At 65.8% G+C, this 15,835-nt stretch carries 18 protein-coding genes; 6 read left to right on the plus strand and 12 right to left on the minus strand.

The window, feature by feature from the left end; genetic code table 11:
- Nucleotides 1-14 precede the first annotated feature (14 nt).
- From QO033_RS07720 to QO033_RS07730, 3 genes are all read right to left on the minus strand, one after another.
- Nucleotides 15-560, minus strand: a complete 546-nt coding sequence (locus QO033_RS07720; protein WP_284480375.1) for a helix-turn-helix transcriptional regulator — start codon at nucleotides 558-560, stop codon at nucleotides 15-17.
- Nucleotides 561-599: 39 nt separating this feature from the next.
- Entirely contained in the window at nucleotides 600-1,124 is a 525-nt protein-coding gene (locus QO033_RS07725) for a cytochrome b/b6 domain-containing protein (protein ID WP_284480376.1), read from the minus strand.
- A gap of 104 nt (nucleotides 1,125-1,228) precedes the next feature.
- The gene (locus QO033_RS07730; protein ID WP_284480377.1) at nucleotides 1,229-1,483 is read right to left on the minus strand and encodes a PepSY domain-containing protein; all 255 of its coding nucleotides are present in this window, start codon (nucleotides 1,481-1,483) and stop codon (nucleotides 1,229-1,231) included.
- 308 nt (nucleotides 1,484-1,791) lie between these two features.
- Between QO033_RS07730 and QO033_RS07735 the strand changes: the two genes are divergently transcribed.
- Nucleotides 1,792-2,202, plus strand: a complete 411-nt coding sequence (locus tag QO033_RS07735; RefSeq protein ID WP_284480378.1) for a PaaI family thioesterase — start codon at nucleotides 1,792-1,794, stop codon at nucleotides 2,200-2,202.
- Nucleotides 2,203-2,319: 117 nt separating this feature from the next.
- Here the strand turns inward: QO033_RS07735 and QO033_RS07740 are convergent, their stop codons facing one another.
- The 5 genes from QO033_RS07740 to QO033_RS07760 all read right to left on the minus strand — a co-directional run bounded on the left by QO033_RS07740 (nucleotide 2,320) and on the right by QO033_RS07760 (nucleotide 7,621).
- Nucleotides 2,320-3,075, minus strand: coding sequence for an ABC transporter ATP-binding protein (locus QO033_RS07740; RefSeq protein WP_284480379.1), 756 nt, complete (start codon nucleotides 3,073-3,075; stop codon nucleotides 2,320-2,322).
- A gap of 14 nt (nucleotides 3,076-3,089) precedes the next feature.
- Nucleotides 3,090-3,845: an ABC transporter ATP-binding protein gene (locus QO033_RS07745; protein ID WP_284480380.1), complete on the minus strand. Its 756-nt coding sequence runs from the start codon at nucleotides 3,843-3,845 to the stop codon at nucleotides 3,090-3,092.
- Between the two features lie 9 nt (nucleotides 3,846-3,854).
- The gene (locus tag QO033_RS07750) at nucleotides 3,855-5,060 is read right to left on the minus strand and encodes a branched-chain amino acid ABC transporter permease (RefSeq protein ID WP_284480381.1); all 1,206 of its coding nucleotides are present in this window, start codon (nucleotides 5,058-5,060) and stop codon (nucleotides 3,855-3,857) included.
- A gap of 3 nt (nucleotides 5,061-5,063) precedes the next feature.
- A complete protein-coding gene (locus QO033_RS07755) occupies nucleotides 5,064-6,095 on the minus strand; it encodes a branched-chain amino acid ABC transporter permease (RefSeq protein ID WP_284480382.1) in 1,032 nt (343 codons plus the stop codon).
- Nucleotides 6,096-6,274: 179 nt separating this feature from the next.
- Nucleotides 6,275-7,621 carry a substrate-binding protein gene (locus tag QO033_RS07760; RefSeq protein WP_284480383.1) on the minus strand — a complete coding sequence of 449 codons (1,347 nt, stop codon included), beginning with the start codon at nucleotides 7,619-7,621 and terminating at the stop codon, nucleotides 6,275-6,277.
- Between the two features lie 233 nt (nucleotides 7,622-7,854).
- On the opposite strand from QO033_RS07760, the gene QO033_RS07765 reads away from it, so the two are divergent.
- From QO033_RS07765 to QO033_RS07785, 5 genes are all read left to right on the plus strand, one after another.
- The gene (locus QO033_RS07765; RefSeq protein WP_284480384.1) at nucleotides 7,855-9,162 is read left to right on the plus strand and encodes a helix-turn-helix transcriptional regulator; all 1,308 of its coding nucleotides are present in this window, start codon (nucleotides 7,855-7,857) and stop codon (nucleotides 9,160-9,162) included.
- Nucleotides 9,163-9,336: 174 nt separating this feature from the next.
- The gene (locus QO033_RS07770; RefSeq protein ID WP_284480385.1) at nucleotides 9,337-9,717 is read left to right on the plus strand and encodes a response regulator transcription factor; all 381 of its coding nucleotides are present in this window, start codon (nucleotides 9,337-9,339) and stop codon (nucleotides 9,715-9,717) included.
- Nucleotides 9,714-10,046: a hypothetical protein gene (locus QO033_RS07775; protein ID WP_284480386.1), complete on the plus strand. Its 333-nt coding sequence runs from the start codon at nucleotides 9,714-9,716 to the stop codon at nucleotides 10,044-10,046. Before QO033_RS07770 ends, QO033_RS07775 begins: the two co-directional genes overlap by 4 nt.
- A 69-nt stretch (nucleotides 10,047-10,115) precedes the next feature.
- Entirely contained in the window at nucleotides 10,116-12,794 is a 2,679-nt protein-coding gene (locus QO033_RS07780; RefSeq protein ID WP_284480387.1) for a sensor histidine kinase, read from the plus strand.
- 50 nt (nucleotides 12,795-12,844) lie between these two features.
- The gene (locus QO033_RS07785; RefSeq protein ID WP_284480388.1) at nucleotides 12,845-13,405 is read left to right on the plus strand and encodes a methyltransferase family protein; all 561 of its coding nucleotides are present in this window, start codon (nucleotides 12,845-12,847) and stop codon (nucleotides 13,403-13,405) included.
- A 95-nt stretch (nucleotides 13,406-13,500) separates the two neighbouring features.
- Here the strand turns inward: QO033_RS07785 and QO033_RS07790 are convergent, their stop codons facing one another.
- From QO033_RS07790 to QO033_RS07805, 4 genes are all read right to left on the minus strand, one after another.
- On the minus strand, nucleotides 13,501-13,932 hold the full coding sequence (locus QO033_RS07790; protein WP_284480389.1) for a TIGR01244 family sulfur transferase: 432 nt from the start codon (nucleotides 13,930-13,932) through the stop codon (nucleotides 13,501-13,503).
- A 9-nt stretch (nucleotides 13,933-13,941) separates the two neighbouring features.
- A complete protein-coding gene (locus tag QO033_RS07795) occupies nucleotides 13,942-14,373 on the minus strand; it encodes a DUF6691 family protein (RefSeq protein ID WP_284480390.1) in 432 nt (143 codons plus the stop codon).
- Nucleotides 14,373-14,801: a YeeE/YedE family protein gene (locus tag QO033_RS07800; protein ID WP_284480391.1), complete on the minus strand. Its 429-nt coding sequence runs from the start codon at nucleotides 14,799-14,801 to the stop codon at nucleotides 14,373-14,375. The genes QO033_RS07795 and QO033_RS07800 overlap by 1 nt, the downstream gene beginning before the upstream one ends.
- A 126-nt stretch (nucleotides 14,802-14,927) precedes the next feature.
- Complete coding sequence (locus QO033_RS07805; protein ID WP_284480392.1) at nucleotides 14,928-15,791, minus strand: MBL fold metallo-hydrolase; 864 nt, start codon at nucleotides 15,789-15,791, stop codon at nucleotides 14,928-14,930.
- Nucleotides 15,792-15,835: the final 44 nt, after the last annotated feature.

The raw sequence follows: 15,835 nt of genomic DNA on the forward strand, positions 1-15,835 counted from the left end.
CGGAGGCGGGCCGGTCAGGCGGGATCGGGGTCGGGGGGAAGAGCGGGGCGGTTGCCCATCATGGTGTCGATCAGATGGCTCAGCATCTCGGCCCGGTTGCGGGTGCCGGACTTGCGGTAGATCGCGTTCAGATGCGCCTTGACCGTGCCCTCGGCGCTGCCGCGCAGCTCGGCGATTTCGGCGATGGAGAGGCCCTTGACCAGAAAGCTCGCCACATCGCGTTCGGCGGGCGTCAATGCCCAGGCGTCGAACTCCGCCTCGATCACGGTGTGGACCGCGGCATTGGCGGCCCGCAGGCTGTCTTCCAGATGCGCCTTGCGGCGCAACAGCGACAGCAGATAGCGGATCTCGAAGATGATGCCGGCGACCAGACCCAGCGTCGCCACCGCCTCGATGGCCAGGTGGATCAGGTCGGCGGTGCTCAGTTTCGGGTGCCAGCTGTCAGCCAGAAGATCGCCAATGAAGATCGCCGCGCAGAACACCTGGACGGCGATCAGGACGGTCAGGACCAGCGGGATTTTCCGGCTGTCGGAGCGGGAGGTGGTCTCCATGGCAGTCATTCGGCCCTGTCAGTTCGGCGTGGTCTGTTCGGCGTCGGGTCAGCTCTCCGGCAGGTCCTTGTACCCGGTGATCATCGCCCGTGCCAGATTGACTTTGGTCCGGCGGCTCTCGAAGGCCACAGCCGCGATATGCGCGACGACCGAGATTTCGGCCCAGGTGACGAAGGCCTCATGCAGCTCCTCCGGGCCCTCGACGCCCCAGAACATGTCGGTGGTCATCAGATAGCCGGTCAGGCCGATGGCCAGCAGCGTCAGGATCAGGTTGTAGATCATCAGCGCCCCCAGCGGCGAGTGGCCGACATGCGGATGGGTGCGATGGGTGGCGATATCGGTCATCTGCCCCACTGCGCCGGACAGGCTGGGCGGAAAGCTGGAAAACCGGGCATAGCGGCTGCCGACCAGTCCCCAGAGGATGCGGAAAACCACGAGGCCGACGACGAAGTACCCGATCCAATGGTGCAGCTTGCTCTCTTCGTCGACGAAGAGCGCATTGGCGGCGAAGCCCGCCACCAGGGACCAGTGAAACAGGCGCACGGCGGGGTCCCAGACCCGGGTTCTTGTCATCTTGCTTTCCTTTCTCTCAGGGGAGCTGGTCGATCCATAAGGGGACGCCGCCGCGCCAGGGGGATGTCGGGGGGACGTCAGGGGGGCGGCGGCGCCGGACGCGATCAGTCGTTGTCCTTGCTGCGGACGATCTTCAGATCGGCGTCGAGGTAGATTTCCTGTTTCATGCCGTCCTTGATCACATAGGCCTCATACATCCCGTCCTCCATCTTGATCTTGCGCACCTCATAGCCCTGCTCGGTCAGGGTGGCGCGGATCTTGTCGGCGGTATCGCTCGGCACGCTGCGGTCGGAGGCCAGGGCGCCGGTGGCGGGCAGGGCAAGCGTCAGGGCGAGCAGGGCGGCATGGGTGAATTTCATCTTCGGGTCTCCTTCAGGGATCACACTCTGGGGTCACATGAACCGGTCGGGATGGCTCCCGGCGCCGGTGCTGCCGATCTGGACCGGCGGGCGACGGCGAGGAATTGAACCGAGGGTGGAGAGCGGCGGATTTTTCCCGCCAGTGCGCGCCTATAACCCGGGTTTAGGCCGCAGACGCAGGGGTTTGACGGCACGGCAGGCGTGGCGATGACGCCGGGTCGTGCTGGACAGGCCTGGGGCCGCTTCCGATCCTTGCCGCCGGAGGACGGCCCGTGAGGGTCCGCAAGATCAGAGAAGGGGGGAGACCCATGGAGTTTCTGGAGCATGGCCGCGCGGTGCTGGCGGCGCAGCCGTTTTCGCAGATGGTCGGGGCGGAGCTGACCCGTTTCGTGCCGGGCGAGGCGGAGATCGCGCTGCCGGTCACCGATCAGCTCAAACAGCAGAACGGTTTCGTTCATGGCGGCGTTCTGGCCTATCTCGCCGATACCGCCCTGACCTTTGCCGGCGGGTCGGTGCTGAAGGGGGTACTCACCTCCGAGATCAAGGTGAATTATACCCGCCCGGGGCTGGGGCAGCGGCTGATCGCCCGGGCCAGCGTGCTGTCCCATGGCAAGACCCAGGCAGTCTGCCGCTGTGACATCTTCGCGCTGCAGGACGGGGCGGAAAAGCTCTGCGCTGCGGCGCAGGGCACCATCGTCAAGGTTTCCCTGCCGGACTGATCCGGGTGCCGGAGCTGCCTGCGTCGGTTCGATCGGGACGAAAAAAGGACGGGCCACCCCGCGCCGGGCAGCCCGTCCGGAGTGCGGGGGACAGGGACCCCCGCAGCAGGGAGAAGATCAGATCGCCAGATATTCGGCGCGCAGATCCGCATCCTCCAGCACCTCGGCGGCGGAGCCGTCGAAGACGATGGAGCCGGTGTCGAGGATGATCGCGCGATCCGCCAGCTGCAGCGCGCGCACCGCGTTCTGTTCGACCAGAATCGTGGTCATCCCCTGTTCCTTGATGTGGATGAGGGTCTTTTCGATCTCATCCACGATGACCGGGGCGAGCCCCTCATAGGGTTCGTCCAGCAGCAGCACCTTGATGTCGCGGGCCAGCGCCCGGGCGATCGCCAGCATCTGCTGTTCGCCGCCCGACAGCGTCACCCCCTCCTGCTTGCGACGCTCGCCCAGACGGGGGAAGAGTTCGTAAAGACGGTCGATGCTCCAGCCGATGGGAGGGGCGATCTGCGCCAGTTGCAGGTTCTCTTCCACCGTCAGCCCGGGAATGATGCGGCGATCCTCCGGCACCAGCCCCAGCCCCGCGGTCGCCGCCTCGTAAGAGGTCATGGCGTGCAGGGGCTTGTGATCCAGCCAGATCTCTCCGCGCGTCACCTGCGGGCTGCCGGTGCGGGCGATGGCCCGCAGGGTCGAGGTCTTGCCGGCGCCGTTGCGGCCCAGAAGCGCCAGGATCTCTCCCTCATGCACGTTGAAGGAGACGCCCTGCACGATATAGCTCTCGCCGTAATAGGCATGCATGTCCCAGACCGACAGAAAGGCCGGGGCGGTCTGGGCCTGGTTGGCGTTCCTGGAAAAGTCGGGTTTGACGTTCATTTCGTGGCCCTCCGTTACGCGGTTTCGCCCAGGTACGCTTCGCGCACCTTGGGATTGCCGCGGATGTTCTGCGGCTCGTCCTCGACCAGCGGCGTGCCCTGCGCCAGCACGGTGATCCGGTCGGCGAGGGAGAACACCACATGCATGTCGTGTTCGATGATGGCGATGGTGATATCGCGTTCCGCCTTGATCTGCTTCAGCAGGTCGATGGTGTTGTTGGTATCGGCCCGCGCCATGCCGGCGGTGGGTTCGTCCAGCAGCAGCAGCCGCGGTTCCTGACTCAGGCACATGCCGATTTCCAGCCGCCGCTTGTCACCGCGCGACATCGAGGCCGCGTGCATGTGGCGCTTGTCGATCATGTTCATGTCGATCAGCATCTTTTCGGCCTGCTCGATCACGCCGGCCTCGTTGCGAATGCTTTCGATGGCGTGCATGCGAAAGGCGCCGTCGCGGCGGGCGAAGATCGGGATCAGCATGTTTTCCATCACCGTCAGATCGCCGAAGATCTCGGGCGTCTGGAACACCCGGGAAATCCCCATCTGGTTGATCTCGAACGGCTTGCGGCCCAGCACCGACTGGCCGTCGAACATCACCGATCCGGTGTCGGGGATCAGCTTGCCCACCAGGCAGTTCAGCAGGGTGGACTTGCCGGCGCCGTTGGGGCCGATGATCGCATGCACGGTGTTTTCCCGCACGTTCAGGTTCACATCGCTCAGCGCCTTGAGGCCGCCGAAATTCTTGCTGACGTTCTTGACTTCGAGAATGCCCATGGCTGCCTCCTATTCCGCCGGTTCGGTCTTGCGCTGCGCTTCGCCGTCCTTGCCGCCCCGCCGGCGCCTGATCCAGCGCCCCAGCCGCTGACCGCCCTCGACCAGCCCGCCGGGCAGGAAGATGACCACCAGCATGAACAGGATGCCCAGCGTCAGATGCCAGCCCTTGCCGATGAAGGGATGCACCAGGAAGACCATCGCATCCTCCAGCCCGTCGGGCAGGAAGCCGAACCAGCCGTGCAGCACGTTGTCGTTGATCTTCGAGAAGATGTTTTCGAAGTATTTGATGAAGCCCGCGCCCAGCACCGGACCGATCAGCGTGCCGGTGCCGCCGAGGATGGTCATCAGCACGACCTCGCCGCTGGCGGTCCATTGCATCCGCTCGGCGCCGGCGAGCGGATCCATCGCCGCCATCAGCCCGCCGGCGAGCCCTGCATACATGCCCGAGATCACGAAGGCGGCCAACGTATAGGGGCGGGTGTTCAGCCCGGTGTAATTCATCCGCTGCTGGTTCGACTTCACGGCCCGCAGCATCATGCCGAAGGGAGAGCGGAAGATGCGGATCGCCAGGTAGAACACCGCCATCAGCACCACCGCGCAGAGGTAGTATCCGGCGTTGAAATCGAAGCTCCAGCCGCCGAGATCGAGCCGGTAGGTCGCCCGCATCGACAGCCCGAAGAGATGCGGCAGATCGGGCAGCCGGTCGCTGTGGAACAGCTGGGGATCGTCGGCATAGACCTGCAGCCCGGTTTCGCCGTTGGTCAGGTTGAACCGCGGGTTCGACAGCACCGAATAGGCCAGCGCGAAGGACATCTGCGCGAAGGCGAGGGTGAGGATCGAGAAATAGATACCCGATCGGCGCAGGCTTACGAAGCCCATCAGCAGGGAAAACAGCCCCGCGACCACCACGCTCAGCGCCACGGCGGGCAGAACGTTGTAGGTGAAGAGCTTGAAGATCCAGACCGCCGAATAGCTGCCCACCCCGAGAAAGGCGGCATGACCGAAGGACAGGTAACCGGTCAGCCCGAACAGGATGTTGAAGCCGATGGCGAAGATACCGAAGATCACGAACCGCTGCATCAGGTCGGGATAACCGGCGTTGAACTGCGCCATGGCGCTGTCGGCGGGAAAGGGGTTGAGGATGAAGGGCGCCCCCAGCGTCAGCAAGGCGACGATGATCAGCAGCGTGGTGTCTTTCTTGTCCAGTCCCAGCATGGGTTAGTCCTCCATCACGCCCTTGCGGCCCATCAGGCCCCGCGGGCGGGTGAGCAGAATGATGATGGCGACCAGATAGATGATGATCTGGTTGATGCCGGGGATGGTGGTGGTGGCCCAGGTGGTGGAGGCGAAGCTCTCCAGCACGCCCAGCAGGAAGCCGGCCAGCACCGCGCCGGGCAGCGATCCCATGCCGCCGACCACGACCACGACGAAGCTGAGCACCAGAAAGTCCATTCCCATGTGATAGTTCGGTGGGTTGAGCGGGCCGTACATCACCCCGGCCAGGCCTGCGACCGCGGCGGCGATGCCGAACATGATGGTGAAGCGGCGGTCGATGTTGATGCCCAGCAGCCCCACGGTCTCGCGGTCGGCCATGCCGGCGCGCACCACCATGCCGAAAGTGGTGAATTGCAGGAAGGCGAAGACCGCGGCGATGACGCCGGCGGCGAAGAAGAAATAGACCAGCCGCCAGATCGGATAGATGATCGCATTGGCCTGGAAGCCGATCATCTGGCCCAGATCGACCGAACCGCGCAGCGCGGCGGGGGCGGGGGTCTGGATCGGGTTGGCGCCGAAGAAGTATTTCACCACCTCCTGCAGCACGATGGCCAGCCCGAAGGTCACCAGGATCTGATCGGCATGGGGGCGTTTGTAGAAATGCTTGATCAGCCCGCGCTCCATCGCATAGCCGATGCCGAGCATGATCGGGATCGAGAACAGCACCGCCAGCGGCACCGACCAGTCGATGATCGCGGCGCCGATATCGGGGCCGAACCAAGACTCGATATAGGGGGTTTTCACCTTCATCGGATTGCCGAGGAAATCGGTCCGCGTCGGGTCGATGGTCTCGAAGGAGAGGGTGAACAGCCGTTGCAGGGTGACGGCGCAGAACGCCCCGATCATGAACAGCGCGCCGTGGGCGAAGTTGACCACGCCGAGCGTGCCGAAGATGAGCGTGAGCCCCAAGGCGATCAGCGCATAGGCCGAGCCTTTGTCGAGCCCGTTGAGAATTTGCAGAAGGAATGCGTCCATCGGTTCCCGCCTCTGGTGAAGAATGGGCGGATCGCTCCGGACTTGCCGGTGCCATCCGTCGGGTGGGATATGTGACGGGTGTCGGAAAGCCGGCCCGGAGCCACGGAAGAACCCCGGGCGCGGCCCCCTTGTGCGCGCGTCGGTCCGCGCGCACCCCCCCACGTGGTCAGATCAGACGGTCAGGCGCCGGCGTTGCAGGTGCCCAGCATGCCGCCGGAGAACATCGGGTGATCCGGCGGATAGGTCACCTGGCCGGCCGGCGTCACCTCGACCACTTCCAGCAGATCGAATTCGCTGGTCGGGTTCTCCTTGCCGCGCACCACCAGAACGTCCTTGAAGCACTGGTGATCGGCCGCCCGGTACAGCGTCTTGCCGTTGCCGAGCCCGTCGAACTCGAACCCTTCCAGCGCCTGGGCCACGCCGCAGGGATTGAAGGTGCCGGCGCGCTCGCAGGCATCGGCATAGAGCAGCGTCTGGCAATAGACGGTATGCGCCGCCTGGCTGGGCGGGAAGCCGTATTTGGTGCCGAAGCTCTTGACGAAGGCCTTGGAGGCGTCGTCCTGCAGCGACCAGTGCCAGTTGGTGGAGCCGAGAATGCCCTTGACGTTCTCGCCCGCGCCCTTGGCCATCAGCCGGGAATAGAGCGGCACGACGATCTCGAAATGCTTGCCGTTGACCATCTTGTCGCGCAGGCCGAACTGCACCGCGTTGGTCAGCGAGTTGACCATGTTGCCGCCGTAGTGGTTCAGGATCAGCACGTCGGCGCCGGAGTTCAACACCGGCGCGATGTAGGAGCTGAAATCGGTGGCCGCCAGCGGCGTCTTCACCGTGTTCACCGTCTGCCAGCCCAGGGCCTCGGTCGCGGCCTTGATCGATTCCTCCTGGGTCCAGCCCCAGGTGTAATCGGCAGTCAGGTGATAGGCCTTGCGGTCGGTGCCGTATTGCGCCGCCAGCACCGGCGCCAGCGCCGCGCCCGACATATAGGCGTTGAAGAAATGGCGGAAGCCGTTGGCTTTCTTGTCCTTGCCGGTGGTGTCGTTGGAATGGGTCAGACCTGCCATGAAGATCACGCCGGCCTCCTGGCACAGGCCCTGTACGGCGATCGCCACGCCCGAGGACGAACCGCCGGTGATCATGATGGCGCCGTCCTTCTCGATCATCGACTTGGCGGAGGCGCGGGCGGCATCGGATTTGGTCTGGGTATCGCCGGTGACGAATTGCACCTTCTTGCCCAGGATGCCGTTGCCCTGCAGCGCCTTGGAGCTGAAGGTGTTCATCATGCCGCCGTCGCCGCCGCCGTTCAGATGTTCGACCGCGAGCTCATAGGCGCGCAGCTCGTCGGCGCCCTCATCGGCATAGGGTCCGGTCTGCGGCACGTTGAAGCCCAGCGTGACGGTGCCGCCGGTGGGTTCGTTCATGTAGGCCGCCGCCGAAGAGGCGGTGAAGATCGTCGGCAGCGCCAGACCGGCGCCGGCGGTCGCACCGCTCTTGAGCACGCCGCGGCGTGTCACAGTGGTCTTGGTCATGTAATCCTCCCGTTTCGGTTCTTGCGCCGCCGGGCTCCTCTTCCCGGGGGTGGCGCAGGCACGATTGTGCAAATTGATTATGAGAAGGGTCCCGAAAATTTCGCAATAAGCCCCTTGTAGGGAAGAATATTTTTGTCAACAAATGAACAATTGCACCGCAATAATTGTCAATTTCATTATGTTGCGGTGCAGAAAGGCTTTGAAAAGCCGACAGAAAGGGAGGGATAACGCAGGTGGCTCGTGACACGCTGACCGGCAGCCGTATCCGGGAACGTCGGACGATCAAGGGGGTGCGACAGGCCGACCTTGCCCGAAAAGTGGGGATATCGGCCTCTTACCTCAATCTGATCGAACATAACAGGCGCAGAATCGGCGGCAAACTGCTGATCGATATCGCCTCGGTCCTGGGGGTCGAGCCGTCGATGCTGACCGAAGGGGCGGAGGCCGCGCTGATCGCCACGCTGCGCGAGGCCGCCGCCGACGCGGCCACGCCGCTGGCCGAAACCGATCGCGCCGATGAATTCGCCGGCCGGTTTCCCGGCTGGGCCGAGGTGCTGGCCTGGTCGCATCACCGCATCGCCTCGCTCGAACGCACGGTCGAAACGCTCTCCGACCGGCTGACCCACGATCCGCGGCTGGCGGCCTCGCTGCACGAGGTGCTGTCGACCGCCGCGGCGATCCGATCCACCGCCTCGATCCTGGCCGAGACCGGAGAGCTGGAGCCGGAATGGCGTGACCGGTTTCACCGCAACCTGAACGAGGACAGCGCCCGGCTGGCCGACAGTTCAAAGGCGCTGGTGGCCTATCTGGACGACAGCGAGGCGAATGACGATCGCCGGGGCGCTCCGCAGGAGGAGGTGGAGGCCTTCATGGCGGCTCACGGCCATCATTTCCCCGGGCTGGAGAGGGGCGCGGAACTGCCGGATCCGCTGATCGAGGCGGCGCCAGAGCTGACCTCGCGCGCGGCGCGCCAGGTGGCCCGCGCGGTTTTGGCGCAATATCAGGCCGATGCGGCGGCGATGCCCCTGACCGAGATCACCGGCGCCATCGCCTCGGTGGGGCTGGACCCGCTGGCGCTGGCGGCGCGTTTCGGCGCCGATCTTCCAGCGGTGTTCCGGCGCATCGCGGCGCTGCCGGCCGAGGTGCTGCCGGATGAGGTCGGTCTGGTGATCTGCGATGCCTCGGGTTCGATCCTCTTTCGCAAGCCGCTGCCCGGTTTCGCGCTGCCGCGCCATGGCGAATCCTGCCCGCTCTGGCCGCTCTTCAGCGCGCTGAACCGGCCGTTGGTGCCGATCCGCCGGCGGGTGGCGCAGCTGGGGCGCAGCGCCGCGCATTTCGACTGTCTGGCGGTGGCCTGGCCCGACGGCCAGCCGGATTTCGACCGCGATCCGGTCTATCGCTCGATCATGCTGATCCTGCCGGTGGCCGGCGGCGGTATCGGCGGCGAGCAGGTGCAGCCGGTGGGCAGCAGCTGCCGGGTCTGTCCGCGGTCCGCCTGCGCCGCCCGCCGCGAACCCTCGATCCTGAGCGAGGGCCTGTGACAGCGGCCTTTGAGGGGGGGCCTTTGAGGGGGGCTGTGACGGGGGCCTGTGACGAAGGGTTTTGACACTGTCCCGGCGGCGGGGATACTCTGAGCCGAACAAATAAGACGCCCGCCCGCCGGTCCCTGAGGGATGCAGCCCGGCGGTACCGGGCCGGGGGAGGGGAGGATCGGCATGGGTCGACATGTTCTGCTGATCGAAGACGAAGCGAATATCACCGAGGCGATCCGCTTCCTGCTGACGCGGGATGGATGGCAGGTGGACACCCACGCCGATGGTGCCGACGCGGTCGAGGTGATCCGCCGCGCAGCCCCCGATCTGGTGATTCTGGACGTGATGCTGCCGGGGCGCAGCGGCATGGAGATCCTGCGCGATCTGCGCGATCTCGACGGGTTTCGCGATCTGCCGGTGCTGATGCTGACCGCCCGAGGCCAGTCGCGCGACCGCGACATGGCCGAACGCGCCGGGGTCAGCCGGTTCATGACCAAGCCGTTCTCCAATGCCGAAGTGCTGAGCGCGGTGCGCGATCTGCACGCCCAGGCGCAGCGGACATGAGCGACACCGGCAGCGATCCCGGCCCCGCCAAGAAGCTGCCGCCGGTGTTCCTGGAACGCCAGAGCTATCGCCGGCGCCGGCTGCTGGACGCGGCGCGGCTGCTGCCGGTGCTGGGGGCGCTGCTGTTCGCGGTGCCGTTGCTCTGGCCCCAGGGCGGGGCGGCGGGCACGCCCTCCACCTCGGCGGCGATCCGCTACATTTTCATCGTCTGGGGGCTGCTGATCCTCTGTACCCTGCTGTTCGGCCTGCTGACCCGCGGCTGGTCCGGCCCGGCCGATCCCGTCGGCCCCGGGGCGGAGGCGACCGAGCCGGCACCGGTTGGCCGGTGAGCGGGTTGGGAGCGGGCGCTTGAACGGGCGGATGAAGGGGGCGATGCGCGGGACGGGAAAGGGCGGCTGATGGCATCCTTCAACCTGATGGTGCTGGTCTGCCTCGGCTATGTGGCGCTGCTGTTCATCGTCGCCTTCGCCGCCGACCGGCTGGCCGCGACGGGGCGGGGCACCTGGCTGCGCTCGCCGGTGATCTACACGCTGTCGATGTCGATCTACTGCACCGCCTGGACGTTTTACGGCGCGGTGGGCTACGCGGCGCGCTCCGGGCTGGAATATGTCACCATCTACCTCGGCCCGACGCTGGTGATGATCGGCTGGTGGTGGGGCCTGCGCAAGCTGGTGCGGGTCGGGCGCAGCCAGCGGGTGACCTCCATCGCCGACCTGATCTCGTCCCGCTACGGCAAATCCAACCTGCTGGCGATCTGCGTCACCACCCTCGCGGTGATCGGCATCACCCCCTATATCGCGCTGCAGCTGCAATCGATCACCCATTCTTTCGCGATCTTCTTCGCCGAGGAGGGTGTCAGCGGCTATGGCGAGGCGACGGTGGTGTTCTGGGTCGCCGCCGGCCTGGCGGTCTTCGCCATTCTCTTCGGCACCCGCAACCTCGACGCCAACGAACGCCACCACGGGGTGGTCACCGCCGTCGCGCTTGAGGCGGTGGTCAAGCTGGTGGCGCTGCTGGCGGTGGGGGTCTTCGTGGTGTGGGGTCTCTCCGGCGGTGTGGCGGAGACGCTGGCGCGGATCGACGCCTCGCCCATCGGGGAATGGCAGGTGAACGGCAGCCGCTGGGCGACGATCACCTTCCTGGCGGTGGCGGCCTTTCTCTGCCTGCCGCGGATGTTCCAGGTCATGGTGGTGGAGAATGACGACGAACGCCACCTGCGCACCGCCGCCTGGGCGTTTCCGCTCTATCTGCTGCTGATCAGCCTCTTCGTGGTGCCGATCGCGGTGGTCGGGCTGGACGTGATGCCGGCGGGCAGCAATCCCGACATGTTCGTGCTGACGCTGCCGCTGTCGCAGGGCAAGGAAGCGCTGGCGATGCTGTCCTTTCTCGGTGGCTTCTCCTCCGCCACCTCGATGGTCATCGTCGCGGCGATGGCGCTGTCGACCATGGTATCGAACCATCTGGTGATGCCGATCTGGCTGTCGGCACGGGGGGATCGCGCGTCGGTCTCCGGCGATGTGCGCAAGGTGATCCTGCTGGCGCGCCGCATCTCGATCGCCGCGATCATGGGGCTTGGGTATTTCTATTTCCGGCTGTCGGGCGGCGGCACCGCGCTGGCGTCCATCGGGCTGATCTCCTTCGCCGGCATCGCCCAGATCCTGCCGGCGCTGATGGGCGGGCTGTTCTGGCGCGGCGCCACCCGGATCGGCGCGCTGGCCGGCCTGACGGTGGGCTTCGTGCTGTGGCTCTACACGCTGCTGCTGCCGCAGATGGGCGCTGGCATCCTGTCGCAAGGCGTGCTCGCGCAGGGGCCCTTCGGTATCGGCTGGCTGAGGCCCGAGGCGCTGTTCGGGATCGAGGGGCTAGACCCCATCGTGCATTCGGTGCTGTGGAGCATGGTGCTGAATGCCACCGCCTTCTTCGCCGGCTCGATGCTGAGCTTTCCCAGCCCGCTGGAGCGGTTGCAGGGGGCGCAGTTCGTCAATGTCTTCGACCACTCCGCCGGGCCGCGCGGCTGGACCGGCTCTGTCGCGCAGAGCGAGGATCTGATGATCATGACCCAGCGCATCCTCGGCGCGCGGGAGGCGCAGGCGCTGTTCCACCGCGAGGCGGCGCTGCAGGGCGGGCGCGGTCACCTGCCGGAGCCGACACCGCTGTTCTTGGAGCGGCTGGAGCGGGAGCTGAGCGGGTCGGTCGGGGCGGCGGCGGCCCATGCGATGATCGGCCAGATCGTCGGCGGTTCTTCCGTCTCGGTCGAGGATCTGCTGGCGGTGGCGGATGAGAGCGCCCAGCTGATGGAATATTCCAGCCAGTTGGAGGTGAAATCCGCCGAACTCGCCCGCACCGCCCGGAAATTGCGCGAGGCGAACGACAAGCTGACGCAGATATCGCTGCAGAAGGATGCCTTTCTCAGCCAGATCAGCCATGAACTCCGGACGCCCATGACCTCGATCCGGGCGTTTTCCGAGATCCTGCGCGACGACGACGGGCTGAGCCTGCGGGAGAAGAGCCGCTATGCCAATATCATCCATGACGAGGCGCTGCGGCTGACGCGGCTGCTGAACGATCTGTTGGATCTGAGCGTGCTGGAAAACGGTCAGGTCAGCCTGAACATGCGGTCGGGGTTGTTGTCCGACGTGCTGGACCGGGCGATCTCCTCGGCGCTGGCGGGGGCGGAGGGGGCGCTGGTGGTGCGCCGTCGCCGGCTCAGCGAAACGGTGCGGGTGACCACCGATCAGGACCGGCTGGCGCAGGTCTTCATCAACCTGATCTCCAACGCGCAGAAATACTGCGATGCGCCGCATCCGGAGCTCACCGTCTCGGTGCACGATGTGGGCGATCAGGTGGTGGTGGATTTCATCGACAACGGCAGCGGCATCCCGGTCGAGGCGCAGTCGACGGTGTTCGAGAAATTCGCCCGGGTGCATGCGGAAAAGGCCGGCGGGGCGGGGCTGGGGCTGGCCATCTGCCGTGAGATCATGCAGCGTCTGGGCGGTGAAATCCACTATCTGCCCGGTCACGCCGGGGCGGCGTTCCGGGTCAGCCTGCCGACCGAAGCGCGACCGATACCGGAGTAGGAGGCGGGCATGTCGGGGGTGTGCCCGGCAATCTTTCGGGGGAGATGAAGATGACGGATCCGGACAGGCTTCTTGCGCTTGCGGCGCTGATGGCGGCGGTGGTCCTGTTGCTGCTGGCGGGGATGGCCCTGCTGCGTCCGGCCTTTGCGTTCTGGCCGCCGCCAGAGACGGCAAGCTGGCAAAACCGGCTGTTCAGGGTCCTGTTCCGCATCATGTTCTACGGTTTGGTCGGTGCGACAGCGCTGCGGCTCTGGCGCGACGGCGTTTCGATCTCGATCTGGCAAAGCTGGCTTGCCTTGGTCCTGTTCGCGACCGGTTTCGCGGTCGCCTTCGCGGCGACCGCCAGTTTGGGCTGGGGCAATGCCTTCGGCGCCCAGGAGGGGCTGCGGACCGGCGGAATCTTCGGATACTCGCGGAACCCCGTCTATTGCGCGACCTGGTTCGGCCTAGGGGGCTGGGCGCTTCTGGCGCCGGCACCGCTGATCCTTGCGACCCTGGCGGTCTGGGGGCCGCTCTATCTCGTGGCCATCTTCCTTGAGGAGCGCTGGCTACAGGCGAGATACGGAGCCGCCTTTGAGCGATATCGGGACGCGGTTCCGCGCTTTTTCTAGCCGCTGCGCTGGCTGCTGACGCCGTGCCAAAGTGTGCGTCAGACAGCAAAAACGGCCCCGCAGGGCCGTTATCGTTGCTGTCGTTCGGAGCGGGATCAGGCGCGGCTGGCGGCGAGGGCCTCCAGCATCGGGCGCAGATGTTCCAGCTCGTAGCCGGCTGCCGAGGCCTTGGTCAGGATCTCGTCGACGGGCAGCTTGCCGGCCTGGCCCATGGCCCAGATCACCGTGCTGCGGGTGCCGGTGCGGCAATAGCCCAGCACCGGACCGGTGGCGTCGGCGATGGCCTCGACCTGGCGGATGCCGTTTTCCGGCGTCAGCGTGGTCTGGTCCAGCGGCAGCGGGATGAAGGTGATCCCCACCGCTTCGGCGGCGTCGCGCATGGCGGCGCAGCTCAGCTCCGGGCCGATTTCGGAATCGGGGCGATTGCAGATCACCGTGGTATAGCCTGCCTCGGCGATCGCGGGCATATCCTCCACCGACAGCTGCGGTGACACGGAATAGCCGGGGGTAAGTGTGCGGATGTCCATGGCCGATCCTTACGCCGCAGTTGCCGCCCTGTCCAGACCGCGTCCCACCGCCGGTGCGGCGAGCATGCCGGCCAGCATCGACACCATGAAGATTACGCCGCCCATGCCGTTATAGGTGATCGAGGCGATCGCCGGTCCGGGGCAGAGCCCGGCCAGGCCCCAGCCCATGCCGAACAGCACGGAGCCGATCACCAGGCGGTGGTCGATCTCTGTCCGCGGCGGCGCGGGGAAATCGCCGCCCACCAGCGGGTGGCGGCCCTTGGTGAATTGCCAGGCGAAGAACATCGGGATGATGGCGCCGCCCATCACGAAGGCCAGCGTCGGGTCCCAGTTGCCGAAGACATCCAGCCAGCCCTGTACCTTGGCGGTGTCGGTCATGCCGGAGATGAAGAGGCCGCCGCCGAACAGCAGCCCGGAAATCAGGGAAATGAAGATACGCATCAGATCAGCCCCAGCACGTGACGGAACAGCGCCAGCATCAGACCGCCGGCGAGAATGTAGAAGACGGTGGCGATGATCCCGCGCATCGACAGCCGCGAGATGCCGCAGACCCCATGGCCCGAGGTGCAGCCATTGGCGATCCGGGTGCCGACGCCGACCAGCAGGCCCGCGACGATGATCACCCACATCTTGTCGGTCAGATGGGTGTCGATCTTGACGCTGTAGAGCGGCCAGAGAATGAGCGGCATGATCACCACTCCGGCCAGAAACGCCACCCGTTCCCAGAGGGTGGACCAGCCGCTGCCGTCCACCAGGCCCCCGACGATGCCCGAGGCGCCCATGATCCGCCCGTTGCCGAGCAGATAGACGGCGCCGCCCGTCCCGATCAGCAATCCGCCGACCAGGCCCCAGATCCAGTCTGTTTCCATGATTTAATCCGTGTCCCTATTGTGTTCGCGCAAGTCTCCGGCGCCGGGGTCCCGTCCCCGGTGCGTGGATATCGAAGGGCGGCGGACCCCATCCGTCCGCCGCCCGCAAGTGGTGTTCCGTGAAGCTCAGAGCTTGTTGACCGGAATTTTCAGGAAGACATCGCCCTGTTCGTCGGCGGGCGGCATCTGGCCGGCGCGCATGTTGACCTGCAGCGACGGCAGGATCAGCCGCGGCATCGCCAGCGTGGCGTCTCGGGCGTCGCGCATCGAGACGAAATCCTCGATGCTCTTGCCGGCGCCGACGTGGATGTTCAGCGCCTTCTGCTCGCCCACCGTGGTCTCCCACGCGTATTCATCGCGGCCCGGTGCCTTGTAGTCGTGGCCGACGAAGATGCGGGTCTCGTCCGGCAGCGCCAGGATTTTCTGGATCGAGTTGTAGAGCGTCTCGGACGACCCGCCGGGGAAGTCGCAGCGGGCGGTGCCGAAGTCCGGCATGAACAGCGTGTCGCCGACGAAGGCCGCATCGCCGATCACATAGGTCAGGCAGGCCGGGGTATGGCCGGGGGTGTGCAGCACGTCGCCACGCATCTGCCCGATCATGAAGCTGTCGCCCTCCTTGAACAGGGAGTCGAACTGGCTGCCGTCGCGCTGGAACTCGGTGCCCTCGTTGAACACCTTGCCGAAGGTATCCTGCACGATGGTGATATGATCGCCGATGCCGATCTTGCCGCCGACCTTCTCCTGGATGTAGGGCGCCGCCGACAGGTGGTCGGCATGCACATGGCTTTCCAGAATCCATTCCACGTTCAGCTCTTCGGCTTGAACATAGGCGATGATCTTGTCCGCCGATTCGGTGTTGGTGCGCCCCGAGGCGTGGTCGAAGTCCAGAACGCTGTCGATGATCGCACAGGCCTTGCCGTGCGGCTCGCGGACGACATAGGACACCGTGAAGGTGGCCGGGTCGAAAAAGGCTTTCACAAAGGGGGTCATGAGGATCTCCATTGGTCTTTGTAAAAGACATATATTCTAATCGG

Origin of the sequence: Pseudodonghicola flavimaris (assembly GCF_030164425.1) — a bacterium.
GTDB classification, from domain to species: Bacteria; Pseudomonadota; Alphaproteobacteria; order Rhodobacterales; family Rhodobacteraceae; genus Pseudodonghicola; species Pseudodonghicola flavimaris.